This is a genomic window from Planococcus sp. MB-3u-03, assembly GCF_002833405.1.
Classification (GTDB): Bacteria; Bacillota; Bacilli; order Bacillales_A; family Planococcaceae; genus Planococcus.
The window spans coordinates 1,982,947-2,002,509 of sequence record NZ_CP025135.1 but is presented as its reverse complement, the minus strand read 5'-3'; the positions used below and the strand labels follow the sequence as shown (position 1 = coordinate 2,002,509).

Annotated in this window: 19 protein-coding genes and 3 pseudogenes; all 22 read left to right on the top strand. The window is 48.7% G+C overall.

All coding sequences use genetic code 11. The features are described from left to right. The 22 genes and pseudogenes from ffh to tsf all read left to right on the top strand — a co-directional run bounded on the left by ffh (position 1) and on the right by tsf (position 19,533). Positions 1-1,350, top strand: a pseudogene (gene ffh, locus CW734_RS19435) (signal recognition particle protein). A 92-nt stretch (positions 1,351-1,442) separates the two neighbouring features. After that, on the top strand, positions 1,443-1,715 hold the full coding sequence (rpsP, locus tag CW734_RS11345) for a 30S ribosomal protein S16 (protein ID WP_058383567.1): 273 nt from the start codon (positions 1,443-1,445) through the stop codon (positions 1,713-1,715). A gap of 12 nt (positions 1,716-1,727) precedes the next feature. Then, the gene (locus tag CW734_RS11340) at positions 1,728-1,961 is read left to right on the top strand and encodes a KH domain-containing protein (RefSeq protein WP_101190532.1); all 234 of its coding nucleotides are present in this window, start codon (positions 1,728-1,730) and stop codon (positions 1,959-1,961) included. A gap of 62 nt (positions 1,962-2,023) precedes the next feature. Further along, positions 2,024-2,539, top strand: coding sequence for a ribosome maturation factor RimM (rimM, locus tag CW734_RS11335; protein WP_101190531.1), 516 nt, complete (start codon positions 2,024-2,026; stop codon positions 2,537-2,539). Then, positions 2,539-3,267: a tRNA (guanosine(37)-N1)-methyltransferase TrmD gene (gene trmD / locus CW734_RS11330; protein WP_101192183.1), complete on the top strand. Its 729-nt coding sequence runs from the start codon at positions 2,539-2,541 to the stop codon at positions 3,265-3,267. Before rimM ends, trmD begins: the two co-directional genes overlap by 1 nt. 135 nt (positions 3,268-3,402) lie before the next feature. Then, entirely contained in the window at positions 3,403-3,747 is a 345-nt protein-coding gene (rplS, locus tag CW734_RS11325) for a 50S ribosomal protein L19 (RefSeq protein ID WP_058383570.1), read from the top strand. A gap of 196 nt (positions 3,748-3,943) precedes the next feature. Then, complete coding sequence (gene lepB / locus CW734_RS11320; RefSeq protein ID WP_101190530.1) at positions 3,944-4,501, top strand: signal peptidase I; 558 nt, start codon at positions 3,944-3,946, stop codon at positions 4,499-4,501. 11 nt (positions 4,502-4,512) lie between these two features. Further along, a pseudogene (ylqF, locus tag CW734_RS11315) lies at positions 4,513-5,386 on the top strand (ribosome biogenesis GTPase YlqF). 55 nt (positions 5,387-5,441) lie between these two features. After that, a complete protein-coding gene (locus CW734_RS11310; protein WP_101190529.1) occupies positions 5,442-6,212 on the top strand; it encodes a ribonuclease HII in 771 nt (256 codons plus the stop codon). A 121-nt stretch (positions 6,213-6,333) separates the two neighbouring features. Next, positions 6,334-7,494: an ADP-forming succinate--CoA ligase subunit beta gene (sucC, locus tag CW734_RS11305; protein ID WP_058383573.1), complete on the top strand. Its 1,161-nt coding sequence runs from the start codon at positions 6,334-6,336 to the stop codon at positions 7,492-7,494. An 18-nt stretch (positions 7,495-7,512) separates the two neighbouring features. Continuing rightward, positions 7,513-8,415, top strand: a complete 903-nt coding sequence (gene sucD, locus CW734_RS11300; RefSeq protein ID WP_101190528.1) for a succinate--CoA ligase subunit alpha — start codon at positions 7,513-7,515, stop codon at positions 8,413-8,415. 154 nt (positions 8,416-8,569) lie between these two features. Further along, a complete protein-coding gene (locus CW734_RS11295) occupies positions 8,570-9,313 on the top strand; it encodes a hypothetical protein (RefSeq protein ID WP_101190527.1) in 744 nt (247 codons plus the stop codon). An 84-nt stretch (positions 9,314-9,397) separates the two neighbouring features. After that, positions 9,398-9,751: a DNA-protecting protein DprA gene (locus tag CW734_RS19040; protein WP_232787038.1), complete on the top strand. Its 354-nt coding sequence runs from the start codon at positions 9,398-9,400 to the stop codon at positions 9,749-9,751. Positions 9,752-9,804: 53 nt separating this feature from the next. After that, on the top strand, positions 9,805-10,284 hold the full coding sequence (locus CW734_RS19035; RefSeq protein WP_232787037.1) for a DNA-processing protein DprA: 480 nt from the start codon (positions 9,805-9,807) through the stop codon (positions 10,282-10,284). Positions 10,285-10,393: 109 nt separating this feature from the next. Next, positions 10,394-12,463 (top strand): type I DNA topoisomerase, encoded by a 2,070-nt coding sequence (gene topA / locus CW734_RS11285; RefSeq protein ID WP_101190526.1) that lies wholly within the window; start codon positions 10,394-10,396, stop codon positions 12,461-12,463. Positions 12,464-12,483: 20 nt separating this feature from the next. Beyond that, positions 12,484-13,794: an FADH(2)-oxidizing methylenetetrahydrofolate--tRNA-(uracil(54)-C(5))-methyltransferase TrmFO gene (trmFO, locus tag CW734_RS11280; RefSeq protein WP_180956211.1), complete on the top strand. Its 1,311-nt coding sequence runs from the start codon at positions 12,484-12,486 to the stop codon at positions 13,792-13,794. 69 nt (positions 13,795-13,863) lie between these two features. Next, positions 13,864-14,757 carry a tyrosine recombinase XerC gene (xerC, locus tag CW734_RS11275; protein ID WP_101190524.1) on the top strand — a complete coding sequence of 298 codons (894 nt, stop codon included), beginning with the start codon at positions 13,864-13,866 and terminating at the stop codon, positions 14,755-14,757. A gap of 16 nt (positions 14,758-14,773) precedes the next feature. Next, on the top strand, positions 14,774-15,322 hold the full coding sequence (gene hslV, locus CW734_RS11270; protein WP_058380455.1) for an ATP-dependent protease subunit HslV: 549 nt from the start codon (positions 14,774-14,776) through the stop codon (positions 15,320-15,322). Continuing rightward, positions 15,319-16,716 (top strand): ATP-dependent protease ATPase subunit HslU, encoded by a 1,398-nt coding sequence (gene hslU, locus CW734_RS11265; protein ID WP_101190523.1) that lies wholly within the window; start codon positions 15,319-15,321, stop codon positions 16,714-16,716. The genes hslV and hslU overlap by 4 nt, the downstream gene beginning before the upstream one ends. 95 nt (positions 16,717-16,811) lie before the next feature. Next, the gene (codY, locus tag CW734_RS11260) at positions 16,812-17,591 is read left to right on the top strand and encodes a GTP-sensing pleiotropic transcriptional regulator CodY (RefSeq protein ID WP_101190522.1); all 780 of its coding nucleotides are present in this window, start codon (positions 16,812-16,814) and stop codon (positions 17,589-17,591) included. Positions 17,592-17,846: 255 nt separating this feature from the next. Continuing rightward, a pseudogene (rpsB, locus tag CW734_RS11255) lies at positions 17,847-18,560 on the top strand (30S ribosomal protein S2). 88 nt (positions 18,561-18,648) lie between these two features. Further along, positions 18,649-19,533, top strand: a complete 885-nt coding sequence (tsf, locus tag CW734_RS11250) for a translation elongation factor Ts (protein WP_101190521.1) — start codon at positions 18,649-18,651, stop codon at positions 19,531-19,533. Positions 19,534-19,563: the final 30 nt, after the last annotated feature.

Genomic DNA, 19,563 nt, shown 5'->3' with positions numbered 1-19,563 from the left:
GTGGCATTTGAAGGATTATCTGAACGCTTGCAAGGAACGATGACCAAAATCAAAGGCAAAGGAAATTGTCCGAAGCAGACGTAAAAGAGATGATGCGCGAAGTCCGCTTTGCCTTGATCGAAGCGGATGTCAACTTGAAAGTCGTCAAATCGTTCATCAAGAAAGTCAGCGAACGCGCTGTCGGACTTGAAGTGATGGAGAGTTTGACGCCAGGCCAGCAAGTCGTAAAATCGTCAAAGATGAACTGACTGAATTAATGGGCGGCGAACAAAGCAAAATTGAATTTGCGACACGCCAACCAACCGTCATCATGATGGTCGGTTTGCAAGGGCGGTAAGACAACGACGACCGGTAAGCTTGCAGGCGTGCTCCGCAAAAGAATAATCGCAAGCCATTGCTCGTCGCAGCGGACGTTTACCGCCCGGCTGCGATCAACCAGCTCGAGACGATCGGCAAACAATTATCGTTGCCGGTGTTCTCCAAAGGCACGGAAGCAAACCCTGTCGATATCGCCCGTGAAGCGATCGAACACGCTAAAGCGGAACATCTCGATACGGTCATCATCGATACGGCGGGCCGCCTGCATGTCGATGAGCAATTGATGCAGGAATTGAAAGATATCCGTTCGATCAAAGAACCGGATGAAATTTTCCTCGTCGTCGATGCGATGACCGGCCAGGATGCAGTCAACGTGGCGCAGAGCTTCGATGACGCAATCGGCATCACAGGGTCGTTTTGACGAAGCTTGACGGCGATACGCGCGGCGGTGCGGCATTGTCGATCCGTACCGTCACCGAAAACCGATCAAGTATATCGGTACAGGCGAGAAGATGGACGCGCTTGAACCATTCCACCCAGAGCGCATGGCTTCCCGCATACTCGGCATGGGCGATATGCTCTCCTTGATTGAAAAGCGCAAACGAACGTCGATGAGGCCAAGGCGAAGGAATTAAAGAGAAATTCCGTACGTCTTCGTTCACTTTCGATGATTTCCTTGAGCAATTGGATCAAGTGAAGCAAATGGGGCCGCTCGATGAAATTTTGAAGATGCTCCCAGGCGCGGGTAAAATTAAAGGCCTCGAAAACGCCAAAGTGGACGAGAGCCAAATGGGGCGTGTCGAAGCGATCATCCGCTCGATGACGGTCCAGGAGAAGACGACTCCCGAAATCATCAATGCAAACCGTAAAAAACGGATTGCCCGCGGTTCCGGAACGTCCATCCAAGATGTCAACAGGCTGCTCAAGCAGTTTGAAGACATGAAGAAAATGATGAAACAAATGTCCGGAATGGCCGGCAAAAAGGGCAAGAAAAAGATGTCGATGCCAGGCCTGGACTCGCTTTTCAAGTAAATTTGGTAGTGTTAAGAAAAAATACTTTACAAACCTTTTAAAGCTTGCTAATATAATATCTTGTGTGAAACTATTCGGAGGTGCTTTATAAAATGGCAGTAAAAATTCGCTTAAAACGTATGGGAGCTAAAAAGTCTCCTTTCTACCGTATCGTAGTCGCTGATTCACGTGCTCCACGTGACGGCCGTCAAATCAAAACAGTAGGTACTTACAACCCGCTGACAGTTCCAGCTGAAGTTAAAATCGACGAAGAATTGGCGTTGAAATGGCTTCACGATGGCGCTAAACCATCTGACACAGTACGCAACTTGTTCTCTCAGAACGGCATTATGGAGAAATTCCATAACGAAAAACTAAACAAGTAAGGGAGCGTTCTTATGGAGCAGCTGATTGAAACGATCGTCAAGCCGCTAGTTGATTATCCGGAAGCAGTTCGTATTGAAAAAGACGAAAATACTAACCGAGTCGTCTACAAGCTTTCCGTGCATCAAAGCGATACAGGGAAAGTGATCGGCAAGCAAGGACGTGTGGCGAAAGCTGTACGCTCTGTCGTCTATTCAGCAGCAGGAAATTATCATAAGAAGAAAACGTACCTTGATATTGTGGATTGAAAGGAAGGAGCCCCGGTTCCTTCCTTTTTTTTCAGGAAAAAATACAGGAAGGGTGTTTGTGCGTGGAATGGTTTAACGTAGGAAAAATAGTCAATACCCACGGGATCCGCGGTGAAGTGCGCGTGATGTCCCGTACCGATTTCCCGGAAGAACGGTTTGCGATCGGCAATAAGCTTGGCTTGTTTACAGCGGGTGCGAAAAAGCCGATCATGGTGAAAGTGGCGAGCCACCGTACCCATAAAAACTTCAATCTTTTATCTTTTGAAGGCTACCCGACCATCAACGATGTCGAACCTTTCAAGGAAGGCTATCTGAAAATCGCTGAACACGATCTCGGCGATTTGGAGGAAGGCGCTTTTTACCATCACGAAATTCTCGGCTGCCAAGTGTTTTCTATTGAAGGCGAGGAAATTGGCGAAGTGACCGAGATTTTGGAGACAGGTGCCAATGATGTCTGGGAAGTAACGCCGGCAAAAGGCAAAAAGCATTATATCCCTTATATCGAAGACGTGGTCAAAGAAGTCGATATCGATGAAAAGAAAATCACCATCGATGTATTGGATGGCCTTTTATCATGATGAACATCCAAGTGTTGTCTCTTTTTCCTCCCATGTTCGAAGGGGTGTTCCAGCATTCGATCATGAAAAAAGCGCAGGACAAAGGTGCGGTAACTTTAGGGGTTGTCGACATCCGCGAATTTGCCGACAATAAGCGCCAAGTGGATGATTACCCGTTCGGCGGGGGCGCTGGCATGGTGCTGAAACCCGAACCGGTTTTCAATGCGGTCGAAAGCATCACAAATGACGGCAAGAAGCCGCGCGTCATCTTGATGTGCCCGCAAGGCGAGCGCTTTACGCAGAAAAAGGCGGAAGAACTTGCCCGTGAAGAGGAACTGGTCTTCATTTGCGGCCATTACGAAGGCTATGATGAACGCATCCGCGAACATCTGGTCACCGACGAAATCTCCATCGGCGATTTTGTGTTGACTGGCGGGGAGTTGGCGGCCATGACCGTGATCGACAGCGTCGTAAGGCTGCTCCCGGGTGTTCTTGGCAATAGCGATTCTCCGGTCCGCGATTCCTTTTCGACCGGCCTCCTGGAGCATCCGCATTACACGCGGCCAGCTGACTTCAGGGGGATGGTTGTCCCAAGCGTTTTGACGTCTGGGAACCACGCTAAAATTGAAGATTGGCGGGAAGAGCAAGGAATGAAGCGTACATTCGAACGCCGTCCGGACCTTCTCGACCATGTCGAACTTAGCGATAAGCAGAAAAACATACTGGCTCGTTTACAAGCCGAAAAATAAATCAGGATAGCTCTTGCAGCCGGACAAGCAAAGTGATAGTATGGAGAATGTACTTTTATGTAAAGTACACGAATCACGGTGTTCCGCTGCAAAGATTCCAGCGTGCAAGAGCATCTGTAGAAGGAGAGAAAAAACATGCAAAACATCATTGCTGAAATCACTAAAGAACAACTTCGTGCGGATCTTCCAGATTTCCGTCCAGGAGATACTGTTCGCGTCCACGTGAAAGTTGTCGAGGGAACTCGCGAACGTATCCAGGTATACGAAGGAGTCGTTATCAGCCGTCGCGGAGGCGGAATCAGTGAATCATTCACTGTCCGTAAAATCTCCTACGGGGTAGGTGTTGAACGTACATTCCCTGTACACACACCGAAAATCGCTCAGCTTGAAGTTACTCGCCGTGGTAAAGTACGTCGTGCTAAATTGTACTACTTGCGCAACCTACGCGGTAAAGCAGCTCGTATCAAAGAAATCCGTTAATATCGCAAACAAGGAAGAAGGCGTTAAGCCTTCTTCTTTTGCATTTAAAAGGCCTGGGCCCATCGCCTGGGCCTTTTAATGTGCCGTTTTCATGGCGCCAAGGGCATAAGGAATGCAGACAGATAGCTTTTCTTTTCTTTGCTAAACACCCTGTTTCGCTGTACAATTAGAGCATTAAGCGCGGGGAGGAACACGCATGGAAGCTGAAGGGAAAAAGAAAAATGAAGTGTGGGAATGGTCCAAAGCTCTATTGATCGCGTTCGGCCTTGCGGCAATTATCCGGTTTTTCCTATTCACACCCATTGTGGTGGACGGGGAATCGATGATGCCGACTCTTGAACACGGAGACCGGATGATCGTCAACAAAATCGGCTATAATATCGGCGAACCGGATCGATTTGACATCATCGTTTTTCATGCGCCAGAACAAAAAGACTATATCAAGCGGGTCATCGGATTGCCGGGCGACCATGTTGCCTATGAGGAAGACCAGCTCTTTATAAATGGAGAAGCAGTGGAAGAACCTTATCTTGACCAGTACAAGACAGGCATTACCGGCACCTTGACAGAAGATTTTGTGCTTGAGGATATCACCAGCTATTCCACCATCCCGGACGGCTATGTATTCGTCATGGGGGATAACCGCAGGGCGAGTAAAGACAGCCGCCACATCGGGCTGGTGCCGATCGATGAAGTGATCGGCAATACGAATTTCGTTTTTTGGCCGGTGGATGAAGCCGGCATCGTAAAATAAGGAGTGGTTTCATGACGATTCAATGGTTTCCCGGACATATGGCGAAAGCGCGCCGGGAAGTAACAGAAAAACTGAAGTTGGTGGATATCATCTTTGAATTGGTGGATGCACGCTTGCCGTTGTCATCACGCAACCCGATGATCGACCAAGTGATCCAGCAAAAACCTCGCCTCATCATCCTCAATAAAATGGATATGGCAGACGAGCGGGAAACAAAAAAATGGATCGAGCATTTCGAACGGGAAGGCACACGCGCCGTAGCGATTAATTCCTTGGAAGGAAAAGGGCTTCAGGCAGTCACCAAAGCCTCGAAGGAGATTCTTAAGGAGAAATGGGACCGTATGGAAGCGAAAGGCATTAAGCCGCGCGCCATCCGAGCCATGATTGTCGGCATCCCGAACGTCGGGAAATCGACATTGATCAACCGCCTCGCCAAGAAAAGCTTGGCGAAAACCGGCAATATGCCGGGCGTCACGAAAGCGCAGCAATGGATCAAAGTAGGCAAGGAAATCGAATTGCTCGATACACCAGGGATTCTTTGGCCGAAATTTGAGGACCAGGAGACCGGCCAGAAACTTGCGGTTACGGGGGCAATCAAAGATTCGGTCATCCAAATGCAGGAATTGGCGATCTATGCGCTGAAATTTTGGAAAAGCGGTATCCGGACCGTTTGATGGACCGTTACGGCATTGATCATATCGATGAAGACTTGGTAAAGACTTTCGACCATATCGGCAAAAACGCTATATGATCGGCCCGGACAACGAAGTCGATTATGAAATGACAGCCGAGATCATCATCCGCGACATCCGCAACCAGCATCTTGGGTGCATCACGTTCGATTACCGGGATGAAATGATTGAGGAACAAGACGAATTGGCATAACACAGCGGGTCCTCAAACAGGGCCCGCTATTTCTTTGCGAAAAGGAAGTGGCTACTTGGAGACGACAGCATCAATCAAGGAAAAATTACTGCAGGCAGAAACATTCGAGCCATGGATGGAGGAGTTGAAAAGCGATTCACGCAAAAGCGTCCAGCAATTGCTCGCCTCCTGGCAGCGCCGTTTCGACAAAAAACTTTCCTTGCTGCGGAACTTGGAAGAAAAGCAGGGCTTCGATCGGCAGTTCAAGGCGCAGGCAGATGCGCTCGTCGCCGGCATCGACGAGGCAGGACGCGGGCCACTTGCTGGACCGGTCGTAACGGCGGCCGTCATCTTGCCGGAAGATTGCAGCGCATTCATCGGATTGGACGATTCGAAAATAATAGCGAAAGCGAAGCGCAACGAATTAGCGCAGCTCATCAAACAACAGGCGATCAGTTGGTCAGTCCATATCCAGCCGCCTGAAGCTATCGACCGGCTGAATATTTACCAGGCGACAAAACAATCGATGGAAGCAGCAGCAATCAGTTTGGGCACGGCACCTGATGTCGTGTTGGCTGATGCCATGAAACTGACGCTTCCGATGCCTTCTGAAGCAATCATCAAAGGCGATGCAAAAAGTTTATGCATCGCTGCCGCGTCGATCTTAGCGAAGACCGGCAGGGATGATCTAATGGATGAATACGCCGAGATGTATCCACAATACGGCTTTTCGAAGCATGCTGGATACGGTACGAAAGACCATCTCGCGGCGCTTGAAGCGCATGGCCCATGCCCAATCCACCGCAAGACCTTTGAGCCAGTGAAATCGATGGCCCAAAGACCGTAAGAGATAGAAAATTCGAAGTTTTATGCAGAGTGGCTGTCAGCTGTGGACATTCTATGGCAACTTTAATACAATGGTAGAGGCAATAAAATTAAGAGACAGATGTTTGATTGGAGGATGACAGATGAATATCCATGAATATCAGGGAAAACAGGTCCTGAAACAATATGGCGTATCAGTACCAGAAGGCCATGTTGCTTTTTCACCTGAAGAAGCAGTCAAAGCAGCGAAAGAACTTGGTTCGGATGTTGTCGTTGTTAAAGCCCAAATCCACGCAGGTGGACGAGGCAAGGCAGGCGGCGTCAAGCTGGCGAAAAACTTGGACGAAGTGCGTGAGTACGCGAAGGAATTGCTTGGCAAGGTCCTCGTAACGCATCAGACAGGCCCAGAAGGCAAAGAAGTTAAACGCCTTTACATCGAAGCGGGCAGCAACATCGAAAAAGAATACTATCTTGGATTAGTTCTTGACCGTGAAACTTCCCTAGTCAACTTGATGGGATCAGAAGAAGGCGGAATGGACATCGAGGAAGTGGCAGCAAACACACCGGAGCGTATCTTCTATGAAGCAATCGATCCTGTTGTCGGTTTGACTGGCTTCCAAGCTCGCCGCATGGCATTCAACATGAACATCCCGGCTAAGCTTGTCAACAAAGCCGCGAAATTGATGCTTGGCCTTTATCAGGCTTATGTAGAGAAAGACGCAGCAATCGTTGAAATCAACCCATTGGTCGTTACAGGCGACGGGCAGGTAGTAGCTTTGGATGCGAAGTTCAACTTCGATGCAAACGCATTATACCGTCACCAGGACATCATGGAAATGCGCGATTACGATGAAGAAGATGCTAAAGAAATCGAAGCTTCCAAGTATGACTTGAGCTACATCTCTTTGGACGGAAACATCGGCTGTATGGTTAACGGTGCCGGCCTTGCTATGGCAACAATGGATACGATTAACTATTACGGCGGCTCACCCGCTAACTTCCTTGACGTTGGGGGCGGTGCCACTGCTGAGAAAGTAACGGAAGCATTCAAGATCATTCTTTCCGATAAGAATGTTAAAGGAATCTTCGTTAACATTTTCGGCGGGATCATGAAGTGTGACATCATTGCGGAAGGTGTTATCCAAGCGGCTAAAGAAGTCAGCCTGGAAGTGCCGCTTGTCGTCCGTCTTGAGGGCACAAACGTAGAAATCGGTAAAAAACTGCTGAACGAATCAGGTCTGAACATCGTAGCTGCTGGCACTATGGCAGATGGCGCGAAACAGATCGTAGAACTTGTAGGCTAAAGAAGGGCAGGGACAAAAATGAGCGTATACATTAATAAAGACACAAAAGTGCTTGTACAGGGAATTACAGGGTCAACTGCCCTTTTCCATACAAAGCAAATGCTTGAATACGGAACGAAAATTGTTGCGGGTGTAACACCAGGCAAAGGCGGAACTGAAGTAGAAGGCGTACCTGTATTCAACACAGTTCAAGATGCCGTTGAAGCAACAGGTGCTAATGTATCTGTAATTTATGTGCCGGCTCCTTTTGCTGCTGACGCAATTCTTGAAGCAACAGAAGCTGAGTTGGATATGGCAATCTGCATCACTGAGCATATTCCGGTACTGGATATGGTCAAAGTGAAGCGTTATATGGAAGGCAAGAAAACACGTCTTGTCGGCCCGAACTGCCCGGGTGTCATCACTCCGGACGAATGTAAGATCGGCATTATGCCTGGATACATTCACAAAAAAGGACATGTCGGCGTTGTTTCTCGCTCTGGTACATTGACGTATGAAGCGACTCACCAATTGTCTGAAGAAGGTATTGGCCAATCAACAGCTGTTGGTATCGGCGGAGACCCGGTCAACGGAACCAACTTTATCGATGTATTGAAAGAATTCAACGAAGATGAAGATACGTATGCGGTTGTCATGATCGGTGAAATCGGCGGAACAGCTGAAGAAGAAGCTGCAGAATGGGTTAAAGCAAACATGACGAAACCTGTTGTCGGCTTTATCGGCGGCCAAACGGCTCCAGAAGGAAAACGCATGGGCCACGCTGGTGCGATCATTTCCGGAGGTAAAGGGACTGCTGCAGACAAGATTAAAGCAATGAACGCTGCTGGAATTGAAGTTGCAGACACACCATCCGTCATTGGTGAAACTTTGATCAAAGTGATCAAGGAAAAAGGCCTTTACGACGCTTGTAAAACTCATTAATACACGGATCCCCGAAGCATCTTTTTAGATGCTTCGGGGATTTTTTTGTTTTCTGGCAATCAGTAGAAAGAATTCGAGCGATTATGCAGCAGTTTTTGCCAATCCTCATCTATAATGGAATGAATAGCATCATGCGCAAGTAGGAGGGCACGGAATGGAAGCAGAATGGGTCTTGGGGATAGCAGCAGGGGCGATCGCTGCAGTCTCTGGAATGAAGATGGCGAACAATCGGACGAAAAGCAAGAAGCAGGAACTAAAAGAACAGACGATCATGGATGAATTCATCGTGCCGTTTCTACCGGATGTGATAGGATTTTACCAGTTGGAAGTGTTGGGAAAAGGCCCGCTTTCTGCTATAGACAGGGAAAAGTTGGTGGATGGGATTTATCGACAGAGCCTCGCCCGGGAATATCGGCGCTTTGACCGCCATGATGCGCTGGACCGGTTAGAGGATTTGGCACAAGCTGCACAAAACAGCCAGCTCGATATGCTCAAGTTCTTGTTTTGGTATCTTGATTTTTCGAACGGAATTTTAAAGGATGTGCTGGCACAATCGAACCCTTTGCTGCGGGAAGCCAGGCTGCTTGAGAAACAATTGGCAGTGTGGTGTATTTGCCATGAGGAATTACAGAACGATGCGCCCGATAGCATCCCTGAATTGATCCACCATAGTTCGTATTTTGCCGGTGTGTTGAAAGAAATTGAAGCCGGGGTTTTCCGTGAAATGATGGGAGATGATGAGCTGCGCGATGAGCGCCGGGGAAATTTTGTACGCATCATTTTCCAAGCATTTGAAAAGGAAGCCCAAGGGAAAGTGGAGTTGAAAGCAGTCGAACAATTCCATGAACATTACGATAAACGTTATACACATCGCAATAAAGGGCAAATCCGTTTTTAAAAATATTTACGGATTGTGCCTGAAGCTCTATGATAAGTGTAGGCGCAGCTTTTTTGCGCTGACCTTTAATGGAGGAGGATTGTCATGAATGATGAATTCACTCAACGTTTGCTTGCCTTGCATTATGTGTACCCAAAGCCTTTGAACCGCTTGTCTCCCCTGATGAAAGATGACCCGGACCTTGAATACCTGCGTTTTCGAAGCCCCGTCGACCTTGCAGAAACGATGAAAATCCCCTTGGAGAAAGCGAATGCCTTGAAGCGCTCATACCTCCACTATGCCAACACCCCATTTCTAAAAATCTACGGCCAACAGCAAATCTGCCCCCTTGTTTATCGCGATCCCCTTTATCCATCCTCTTTGCAAGAATTGATCGACCCGCCCGCTGTACTTTACTTGAAAGGCGATTGCGCTTTGCTGGATGCACCTGAAAAATAGCGGTCATCGGTTCGCGAAAAGCCGACAGCTATTCGCAATCGGTTATTCAACAATTGCTTCCGCCTTTACTGGCAGAAGGCTTCGTCATCGTCAGCGGCTTGGCGAAAGGAGCAGATGCGATGGCGCATCGATGTGCCATCGATTCCGGCGGCAAAACCATTGCCGTCATAGGGAGTGGCTTTTTGCACCGCTACCCGAAAGTCAACGATGGGCTGTCCTTTATAATAGAAGAAACTCAATTGCTGGTGAGTGAATATCCACCATATATGCCCCCTAGAAAGTGGAATTTCCCGATGCGCAACCGCATCATCAGTGGATTGTCGAAGGGGGTCATCGTCACGCAGGCAGAAGTGAAAAGCGGAACTTTAAGCACCATTGAGCACGCATTGGACCACGGTAAAGATATCTTCGCCGTTCCTGGGGATATCTTTTCCCCGCTTTCCGCCGGCCCTCATAAATTAATTGCAGAAGGCGCAAAACCCGTCTGGAACGGGGCTCAAGTGCTGGAAGAATACCGCCAATTGAGAAGCTGAAAACTGGCGCTTCGACGAAAAGCCTTGCAATCAGCCAAAAACTGTTATACATTTTGCATCAGGTGATTCTTTACACAATTTGAAGAGACCTCTATGAGGAGGAGTATGAATGGCGGATTATTTGGTGATTGTCGAATCGCCCGCAAAGGCGAAGACAATTGAACGGTATTTGGGTAAAAAGTATAAAGTGAAAGCCTCTCTCGGCCATTTGCGCGATTTGCCGCGCAGCCAGATGGGGGTAGATGTCGAAAACAATTACGAGCCCCGCTATATCACGATTCGCGGAAAAGGCCCGATTTTACAGGATCTGAAAAAAGAAGCGAAAAAAGCGAAAAAAGTCTTTCTCGCGGCTGACCCCGACAGAGAAGGTGAAGCGATCGCCTGGCATTTAGCGAACGCGCTCGGGGTGGACGTCGATTCGGATTGCCGCGTAGTGTTCAACGAAATTACGAAAGACGCAGTAAAAGATGCATTCAAGCAACCGCGCAAATTGGATATGGATTTGGTCGATGCCCAGCAGGCGCGACGCATCCTAGACCGTCTTGTCGGCTATAGCATTAGCCCGATCCTATGGAAAAAAGTAAAAAAAGGCTTGTCGGCCGGCCGTGTTCAATCGGTTGCATTAGGCCTCATCATCGACCGCGAGAACGAAATCAAGAATTTCGAACCTGAAGAGTATTGGTCGATTACAGGCGAATTCGAAAAAGCGAAAAAAATATTCGAGGCACAGTTTTACGGAACTCCCGAAAAGAAACTGAAGCTCTCCAATGAAGAAGATGTCAAAGCCGTCCTGGCTACGATGAAAGGCAAGGATTTCCTTGTGAAGAGCGTTGTCAAAAAAGAACGCAAACGCAATCCTTCCCCATCTTTCACCACATCCTCTCTCCAGCAGGAAGCAGCACGCAAGCTGAATTTCCGTGCCAAGAAAACGATGATGCTCGCCCAGCAGCTCTATGAAGGGATCTCGGTCGGGAAAGAAGGCGTAACCGGTTTGATCACGTATATGCGTACGGATTCCACGCGGATCTCCGAATCGGCCAAGCAAGATACGATCGGTTTTATCCTTGATAAATACGGCGAAGAATATGTGACGCAGAAGCCTGCAGCGAAACAATCCCAAAAATCGCAGGATGCCCACGAAGCTGTCCGCCCGACTACCGTACACCGCACGCCGGAATCGCTGAAGAGCATTTTGTCCCGCGACCTTTACCGCTTGTACAAATTGATCTGGGATCGTTTTGTAGCGAGCCAGATGTCACCCGCTGTCCTTGATACGGTAATGGCAGAGCTGCAAAACGGTGAAGCAATTTTCCGTGCCAACGGTTCTCAAGTGAAGTTTCCTGGTTTCATGAAGCTTTATATTGAAGGGACCGACGATAAAAAAGAAGAAAAAGACAATATCCTCCCGGAAATGAAGGAAGGCGATAAAGTCAAAGCGACTGAAATTACGCCGAACCAGCATTTCACCCAGCCGCCTCCGCGCTATACGGAAGCGCGCCTGGTGCGTACTTTGGAAGAGCTCGGAATAGGCCGCCCGTCGACCTATGCGCCGACTTTGGATACTATTCAAAAGCGCGGCTATGTTGCATTGGACGCGAAGCGTTTCATCCCGACCGAACTTGGGGAAATCGTCCATCAATTGGTGCGTGATTTCTTCCCGGACATTTTGAATATTGAGTTTACCGCGAAAATGGAAAACGATTTGGACAGCATCGAAGAAAGTGAAGTCGACTGGCGCGCAATCATCGATGTCTTCTACAAAGAGTTCGCCAAAGATCTCGAAGTGGCGGAGAATGAAATGGAGAAAGTCCAGATCAAAGACGAGCCCGCTGGAGAAGATTGCGAGGAATGCGGTTCGCCGATGGTGTTCAAACTTGGGCGCTACGGCAAGTTCATGGCCTGCAGCAACTTCCCCGAATGCCGCAACACGAAAGCAATCGTCAAGCATATCGGCGTCAAATGCCCGACTTGTAAAGAAGGCGAGATCGTCGAGCGGAAAAGCAAGAAGCGCCGTGTATTCTACGGCTGCGAACGCTATCCGGAATGTGAATTCGTGTCTTGGGACAAGCCGATCGAACGTCCTTGCCCGAAATGCAGCAGCTTGATGGTGGAAAAGAAAGTGAAAAAAGGCGTGCAGATCAATTGCACGGCATGCGACTACAAAGAAGAAGTTCAATAATTATATAGAGGTGTTTTATCATGACGAAAATTGTAAATGTAATTGGTGCCGGACTTGCAGGAAGCGAAGCGGCATGGCAAATCGCCAAACGGGGCGTCAATGTCAGGCTTTATGAAATGCGCCCGGTCAAACAAACGCCGGCACACCATACGGATAAATTTGCGGAACTGGTCTGCAGCAACTCGCTGCGCGCCAATTCATTGACCAATGCGGTCGGCGTCATCAAAGAAGAAATGCGCAAACTGGATTCGGTCATCATCGATGCAGCTGATAAAGCATCGGTACCGGCCGGCGGCGCGCTTGCGGTCGACCGTCACGAGTTTGCAGGGATGGTCACGGAAAATGTCCGCAACCACCCGCTCGTCGAAGTGATCAATGAAGAAGTGACGGAGATCCCGGAAGGCATCACCATCATCGCAACTGGCCCATTGACTTCGCCCGCGCTTGCCGAGAAAGTGCGCAAGCTGACTGGCGAAGAATATCTCTATTTCTACGACGCGGCAGCACCGATCGTCGAAAAAGACAGCATCGATATGGACAAAGTCTATTTGAAATCACGCTACGATAAAGGCGAAGCCGCTTATCTGAACTGCCCAATGACAGAAGAAGAGTTCCGCCGCTTCCATATGGCTTTGGTCGAAGCGGAAGTCGTGCCGCTTAAGGAATTCGAAAAAGAAATCTATTTCGAAGGCTGCATGCCGGTCGAAGTGATGGCTGCCAGAGGCGATAAGACCTTGACCTTCGGGCCGATGAAACCTGTCGGGCTCGAAGACCCGAAAACCGGCAAGCGCCCTTACGCGGTTGTGCAATTGCGCCAGGACGATGCAGCTGGCACGCTATACAACATCGTCGGGTTCCAGACCCATTTGAAATGGGGAGCGCAAAAAGAAATCCTGCGTATGATCCCGGGGCTCGAGAATGTCGAGATCGTCCGCTACGGCGTCATGCACCGCAATACATTCATCAACTCACCGAATGTCTTGAAGCCGACCTATCAATTGAAAGCCGACCCGAATATTTTCTTCGCCGGCCAAATGACAGGCGTCGAAGGCTATGTGGAATCTGCGGGAAGCGGCTTGCTCGCGGGCATCAACGCGGCGAAATTGGCACTTGGCGAGGAGCCGGTCGTATTGCCGGCAGAAACGGCACTTGGCAGCATGGCGCGTTATATTACCGAAGCGGATTCGAAGAACTTCCAGCCGATGAACATCAATTTCGGCTTGTTCCCGGATCTCGGCGAACGCATCAAGTCCAAACAGGAGCGCGCTGAACGCCACGCCAACCGAGCGTTGGAATCAATTCAAAATTATATGAATTCAGTGACGGTTTAATTGAAAAAAGCCTCTAAGTATTGGTATACTTTAGAGGCTTTTTTAATTGCCTGAAAGGCGGCGTGCCAGATGACGAAAGAACAGATGCTCGAATCGTTCATGAGCTATATCCAATTGGAAAAGAATTATTCCGCCCACACTGTCCACCAGTACCTACAGGATCTGGAGGGTTTTTTTCTGTTCCTGGAACAAGAAGGCGCGAGTGATCTGCACGAAGTCGAATACCTTCATGCGCGAAATTATGTAACGAAACTATATGAAGCCGAATTATCCAGAACATCAATCTCGCGGAAAATCTCCGCAATCCGGTCGTTTTTCCGCTACGGCAACCGCGAATTCGGGCTCAGTGAAGCAGCGTTCCGTTCGCTGTTCCATCCGAAGAAAGAAGAACGGCTGCCGCAGTTTTTCTACGAGGAAGAGCTTGAGCAGCTGTTCGCTTCACTCACGGGTGAGGATGCGCTGTCGCTCCGGAACCGCGCCATGCTGGAATTGCTTTATGCGACCGGCATGCGCGTCAGTGAATGCGTATCGATTAAGATGAAAGATTTGGACCGCCATATGCATATTGTTAAAGTGCTCGGCAAGGGCAGGAAAGAGCGCTACATCCCATACGGCCAGTTTGCCCACGACGCGCTGGAACTTTATATCGACTCGGCCCGTCCAAGGTTGATGAAGTCGAAAGAGCATGACAAGCTATTCGTCAATAGCCGGGGAGATGGGGTGACGGATCGGGGCATCCGCCATATCCTGAACGAATGCATGAAAAAGGCATCGCTCAATTCATCGATCTACCCCCATATGATCCGCCATACATTCGCTACCCATCTATTGAACAATGGGGCGGACATGCGCACGGTCCAGGAATTATTGGGCCATGCACATCTCAGTTCCACGCAAGTCTATACGCATGTGACGAAAGACCATTTGCGCAATACGTATTTAAAAGCCCATCCAAGGGCGTAAGGAGGAGAACCTTAACATGCAGGAATTTCATGCAACCACGATCTTTGCCGTAAAGCATAAAGGCAAATCGGCCATGGCAGGAGATGGGCAAGTGACGTTCGGCAATGCCGTCGTCATGAAACATACCGCGAAAAAAGTGCGCCGGCTCTACAATAACGAAGTGCTGACGGGATTTGCCGGTTCCGTGGCGGATGCCTTCACGCTGTTTGAAATGTTTGAAGGCAAGCTCACCGAATTCAACGGCAATCTTCAGCGTGCTGCCGTCGAACTCGCGAAGCAATGGCGCGGTGATAAAATGCTGCGGCAGCTGGAAGCGATGCTCATTGTCATGAACAAAGATGAACTATTGCTCGTCTCTGGCACCGGCGAAGTCATCGAGCCGGATGATGGGATCCTGGCAATCGGCTCAGGCGGCAATTATGCGCTTGCGGCTGGCCGGGCATTGAAGAAATATGCAGGCGACCAACTGACGGCAGGCGAAATTGCCCAATCCGCGCTTGAAACGGCTGCAGATATTTGCGTCTACACCAACCACCAAATCATCATGGAGGAGTTGTCAGAATGAAAACACAAACCGATTTAACTCCCCGGCAGATTACCGATCACTTGGACCGTTTCATCGTCGGGCAGAAAGATGCCAAGCGCTCAATCGCGATTGCGCTGCGCAACCGCTATCGCCGCAGTCGACTAGACGAAGAAATGCAGGATGAAGTCATCCCGAAGAATATTTTAATGATCGGCCCGACCGGCGTCGGAAAAACGGAAATCGCGCGCCGCATTGCAAAACTGACCGGTGCGCCATTCATCAAAGTCGAAGCGACGAAGTTTACGGAAGTCGGATATGTCGGCCGCGACGTGGAGTCGATGGTGCGTGATTTAGTGGAAGCATCCGTGCGCATCGTCAAAGAAGAAAAATACGAAGCCGTGAAAGAACGCGCAGAATCCTCTGCCAACGACCGCCTCGTGAAATTGCTGGCGCCGTCGATGAAGAAAAAGCAAACTGCGCAAAATCCGCTTGAAATGTTCTTCGGCCAAAAACAAGAGCAGGAAGAGGAAGATCCGGAAGCTGAAGTGGAAGTGCGCGTCAAGCGCCGCGAAATTGCCGCTGACCTGAAAGCTGGCAAGTTGGAAGACGAGTGGGTAACCGTCGAAGTGACAGAAAACACGGCTTCCATGTTTGACGCTTTCCAAGGGTCGGGAATGGAGCAGATGGGCGAAAACATGCAGGATGCCTTGTCTTCCTTGATGCCGAAGAAAAAGAAAAAGCGCCGTATGCAAGTGAAAGACGCACGGCGCGTATTGACGGCTGAAGAATCGGAAAAACTGGTCGACAGCGAGGAAATCTCGTCTGAGGCGATCCGCCGCGCTGAACAGCATGGCATCATCTTCATCGACGAAATGGACAAAATCGCCAGCAAAAGTTCCACTTCTTCTGCGGATGTTTCAAGGGAAGGGGTCCAGCGCGACATCTTGCCGATTGTCGAAGGTTCAACTGTATCGACGAAATACGGAGCGGTGAAGACCGATTATATGCTGTTTGTTGCAGCCGGTGCATTCCATATGTCGAAGCCGTCAGATTTGATCCCGGAATTACAGGGCCGCTTCCCGATTCGCGTCGAATTGACCAAGCTGGAAGTCGATGATTTCGTGAAGATTTTGACGGAACCGAAACATTCCTTGCTCAATCAGTATAAAGCCCTTCTCGAAACAGAGGGAGTTATGGTACACTTTACTGATGCGTCAATCGTCAGACTTGCGGAAATTGCTTATGAAGTAAATCAACAGACGGATAATATCGGCGCTCGCCGACTTCATACAATATTGGAACGCTTATTGGAGGACCTATCATTTGAGGCATCTGAGATTTCACCTGCCCAAATCGATATCACTCCTCAATACGTTAACGAAAAACTTGAAAATGTGGCGAAAAACAAAGATTTGTCACAATTTATCTTGTAGAACAAGGCGTATTGGTTTCATTAAAGTGTAAAAACCTTTAGAATATTGAATAAACGGTGCGAAATACGTACGAATCATGTAGGAGGTTCATAATTATGAATTTATTGGGAAAAACAAGACGCATTAACTCTATGCTGCAAGCAGCAGCCGGCAAGCCGGTAAACTTTAAGGACATGGCTGAAACATTGAGCGAAGTCATCGAAGCAAATGTCTTCGTCGTCAGCCGCAAAGGGAAGGTTCTTGGCTATGCTGTCAACCAGCAGATCGAAAACGACCGCATGAAGAACATGTTGGAAGAACGCCAATTCCCGATCGAGTACACACAAAACCTTTCGAACGTTACTGAAACATCCGCTAACATGGATGTAAACAGTGAGCACACGATCTTCCCTGTGGAAGAGCGTGAATTGTTCAAGAACGGCTTGACGACGATCGTTCCGATCATCGGCGGCGGCGAACGCCTTGGCACATTATTGCTAGGACGCGTCAACGACCAGTTCGGCGATGACGATTTGATCCTAGGCGAATACGGCGCGACAGTTGTCGGCATGGAGATCCTCCGTGAAAAAGGCGACCGCATCGAAGAGGAAGCACGCAGCAAAGCTGTCGTTCAAATGGCGATCAGCTCGCTTTCATACAGCGAACTTGAAGCGATCGAGCATATCTTCGAAGAACTAGACGGCAATGAAGGTTTGCTTGTTGCATCTAAAATTGCTGACCGTGTCGGCATCACGCGTTCGGTCATCGTTAACGCACTCCGTAAACTTGAGAGTGCTGGCGTCATCGAATCGCGTTCACTCGGCATGAAAGGTACGTATATCAAAGTATTGAATACGAAATTCCTTGCAGAGCTTGAACAATTGAAAATGAATTAAACCCACACGCCGCCCCGGACTATCCAATAGTTCCGGGGTGGCTTTTGCGTTCTGCAGTGTTCCCGATCGCCGTTCAATATTGCAATCGGTTGTTTTTATAAATATCAGTTGCAGGCACCAGCAACTGCGTGGTATAATTTCAAATGGTGTTAAATACACACGCATTCCGATCTGTTCCGCAGGTGCCTTTATTGGTAACGGTTCAGAAGCGAAGAGTGCGGAGGCAAACAAAAACCTATTAGGAGGAAACACATCATGGCAGTAATTTCAATGAAACAATTGCTCGAAGCTGGTGTTCACTTTGGCCACCAGACTCGTCGTTGGAACCCGAAAATGAAAAAATACATCTTCGTGGAACGTAACGGCATCTACATCATCGACCTTCAAAAGACGGTCCGCAAACTTGAGGAAGCTTACAACTTCATGAAGCAAGTGGGCGAAGAAGGCGGTAAAGTCTTGTTCGTAGGAACAAAAAAACAAGCTCAGGACGCGATCAAAGAAGAAGCAGAACGTTCTGGCAACTACTACATCAACCAACGCTGGTTGGGTGGTACTTTGACTAACTTCGGCACGATCCAAAAACGTGTTAACCGCATGAAACAGATCGAGCGCATGGAAGAAGACGGCACTTTCGAAGTCCTTCCGAAAAAGAAGTAGTCCAATTGAAAACAACACGAACGCTTGGAGAAATTCCTAGGCGGTATCCGTGACATGAACGGTCTTCCAGACGTAATGTTCGTCGTAGACCCTCGTAAAGAACGCATCGCAGTAGCAGAAGCTATGAAATTGAACATTCCAATCGTAGGTATCGTTGATACAAACTGCGACCCGGACGAAATCGATTACGTAATCCCTGCAAACGATGATGCTATCCGTGCGGTCAAACTATTGACTGGCAAAATGGCTGACGCTCTTCTTGAGTCTAAGCCGGAAGAAGACGAAGAAGCATCAGCGGAAACTGCTGAGTAATTCGCAATGTTTACAGGTGATAAGCGGCCAACCCCACTTATCACCTTTTTTTGAGAAAACACAGACAAGTTGAAGGAGGAATTTAATCATGGCAGTTACAGCTCAAATGGTTAAAGAATTGCGCGAAAAAACAGGCGCAGGTATGATGGATTGCAAAAAAGCTTTAGTACAAACAGATGGTGACATCGACGCGGCTCTTGATTTCCTTCGCGAAAAAGGATTGTCCAGCGCTTCTAAAAAAGCGGACCGCATCGCAGCTGAAGGGATTACTTCAATCCTTGAAGAAGGAAACGAAGCAGTCATCTACGAAGTCAACGCTGAAACGGATTTCGTAGCGAAAAACGAAGGTTTCCAGACTTTGGTCAAAGAAATCGGCGAACACTTGCTTGCAACTAAACCGGCAACAATCGACGAAGCGAACGCTTCGACAATGTCTAACGGCTTGTCAGTAGCGGACCACATCTCAAACGCCATCGCTAAAATCGGCGAAAAAATTACATTGCGCCGCTTTGAAATCCGCACAAAATCGGACAACGATTCTTTCGGCCCTTACTTGCACATGGGCGGCCGCATCGGCGTTCTAGTTGTATTGGAAGGTTCTTCCGATTCACAAGCTGCACGCGATATCGCAATGCACATCGCTGCGCTTAACCCGAAATACATTTCACGTGACGAAGTGTCTGCTGACGAAGTAGAACGCGAGCGCAAAGTATTAACTGAGCAAGCGTTGAACGAAGGCAAGCCTGAAAAAATCGTTGAAAAAATGGTTGAAGGCCGTCTTGGAAAATACTTCGAGGATATCTGCTTGCTTGACCAAGCATTCGTTAAAAACTCTGACCAGAAAGTCCGCGAATTCGCAGCATCTGTTGGCGGTACTGTAAAAGAGTTCATCCGTTACGAAGTTGGCGAAGGCATCGAAAAACGCGAAGATAACTTCGCTGACGAAGTTATGAGCCAAGTCAACAAAAAATAATCCAATTTTTATAAGAGTTATCCGGGGAGC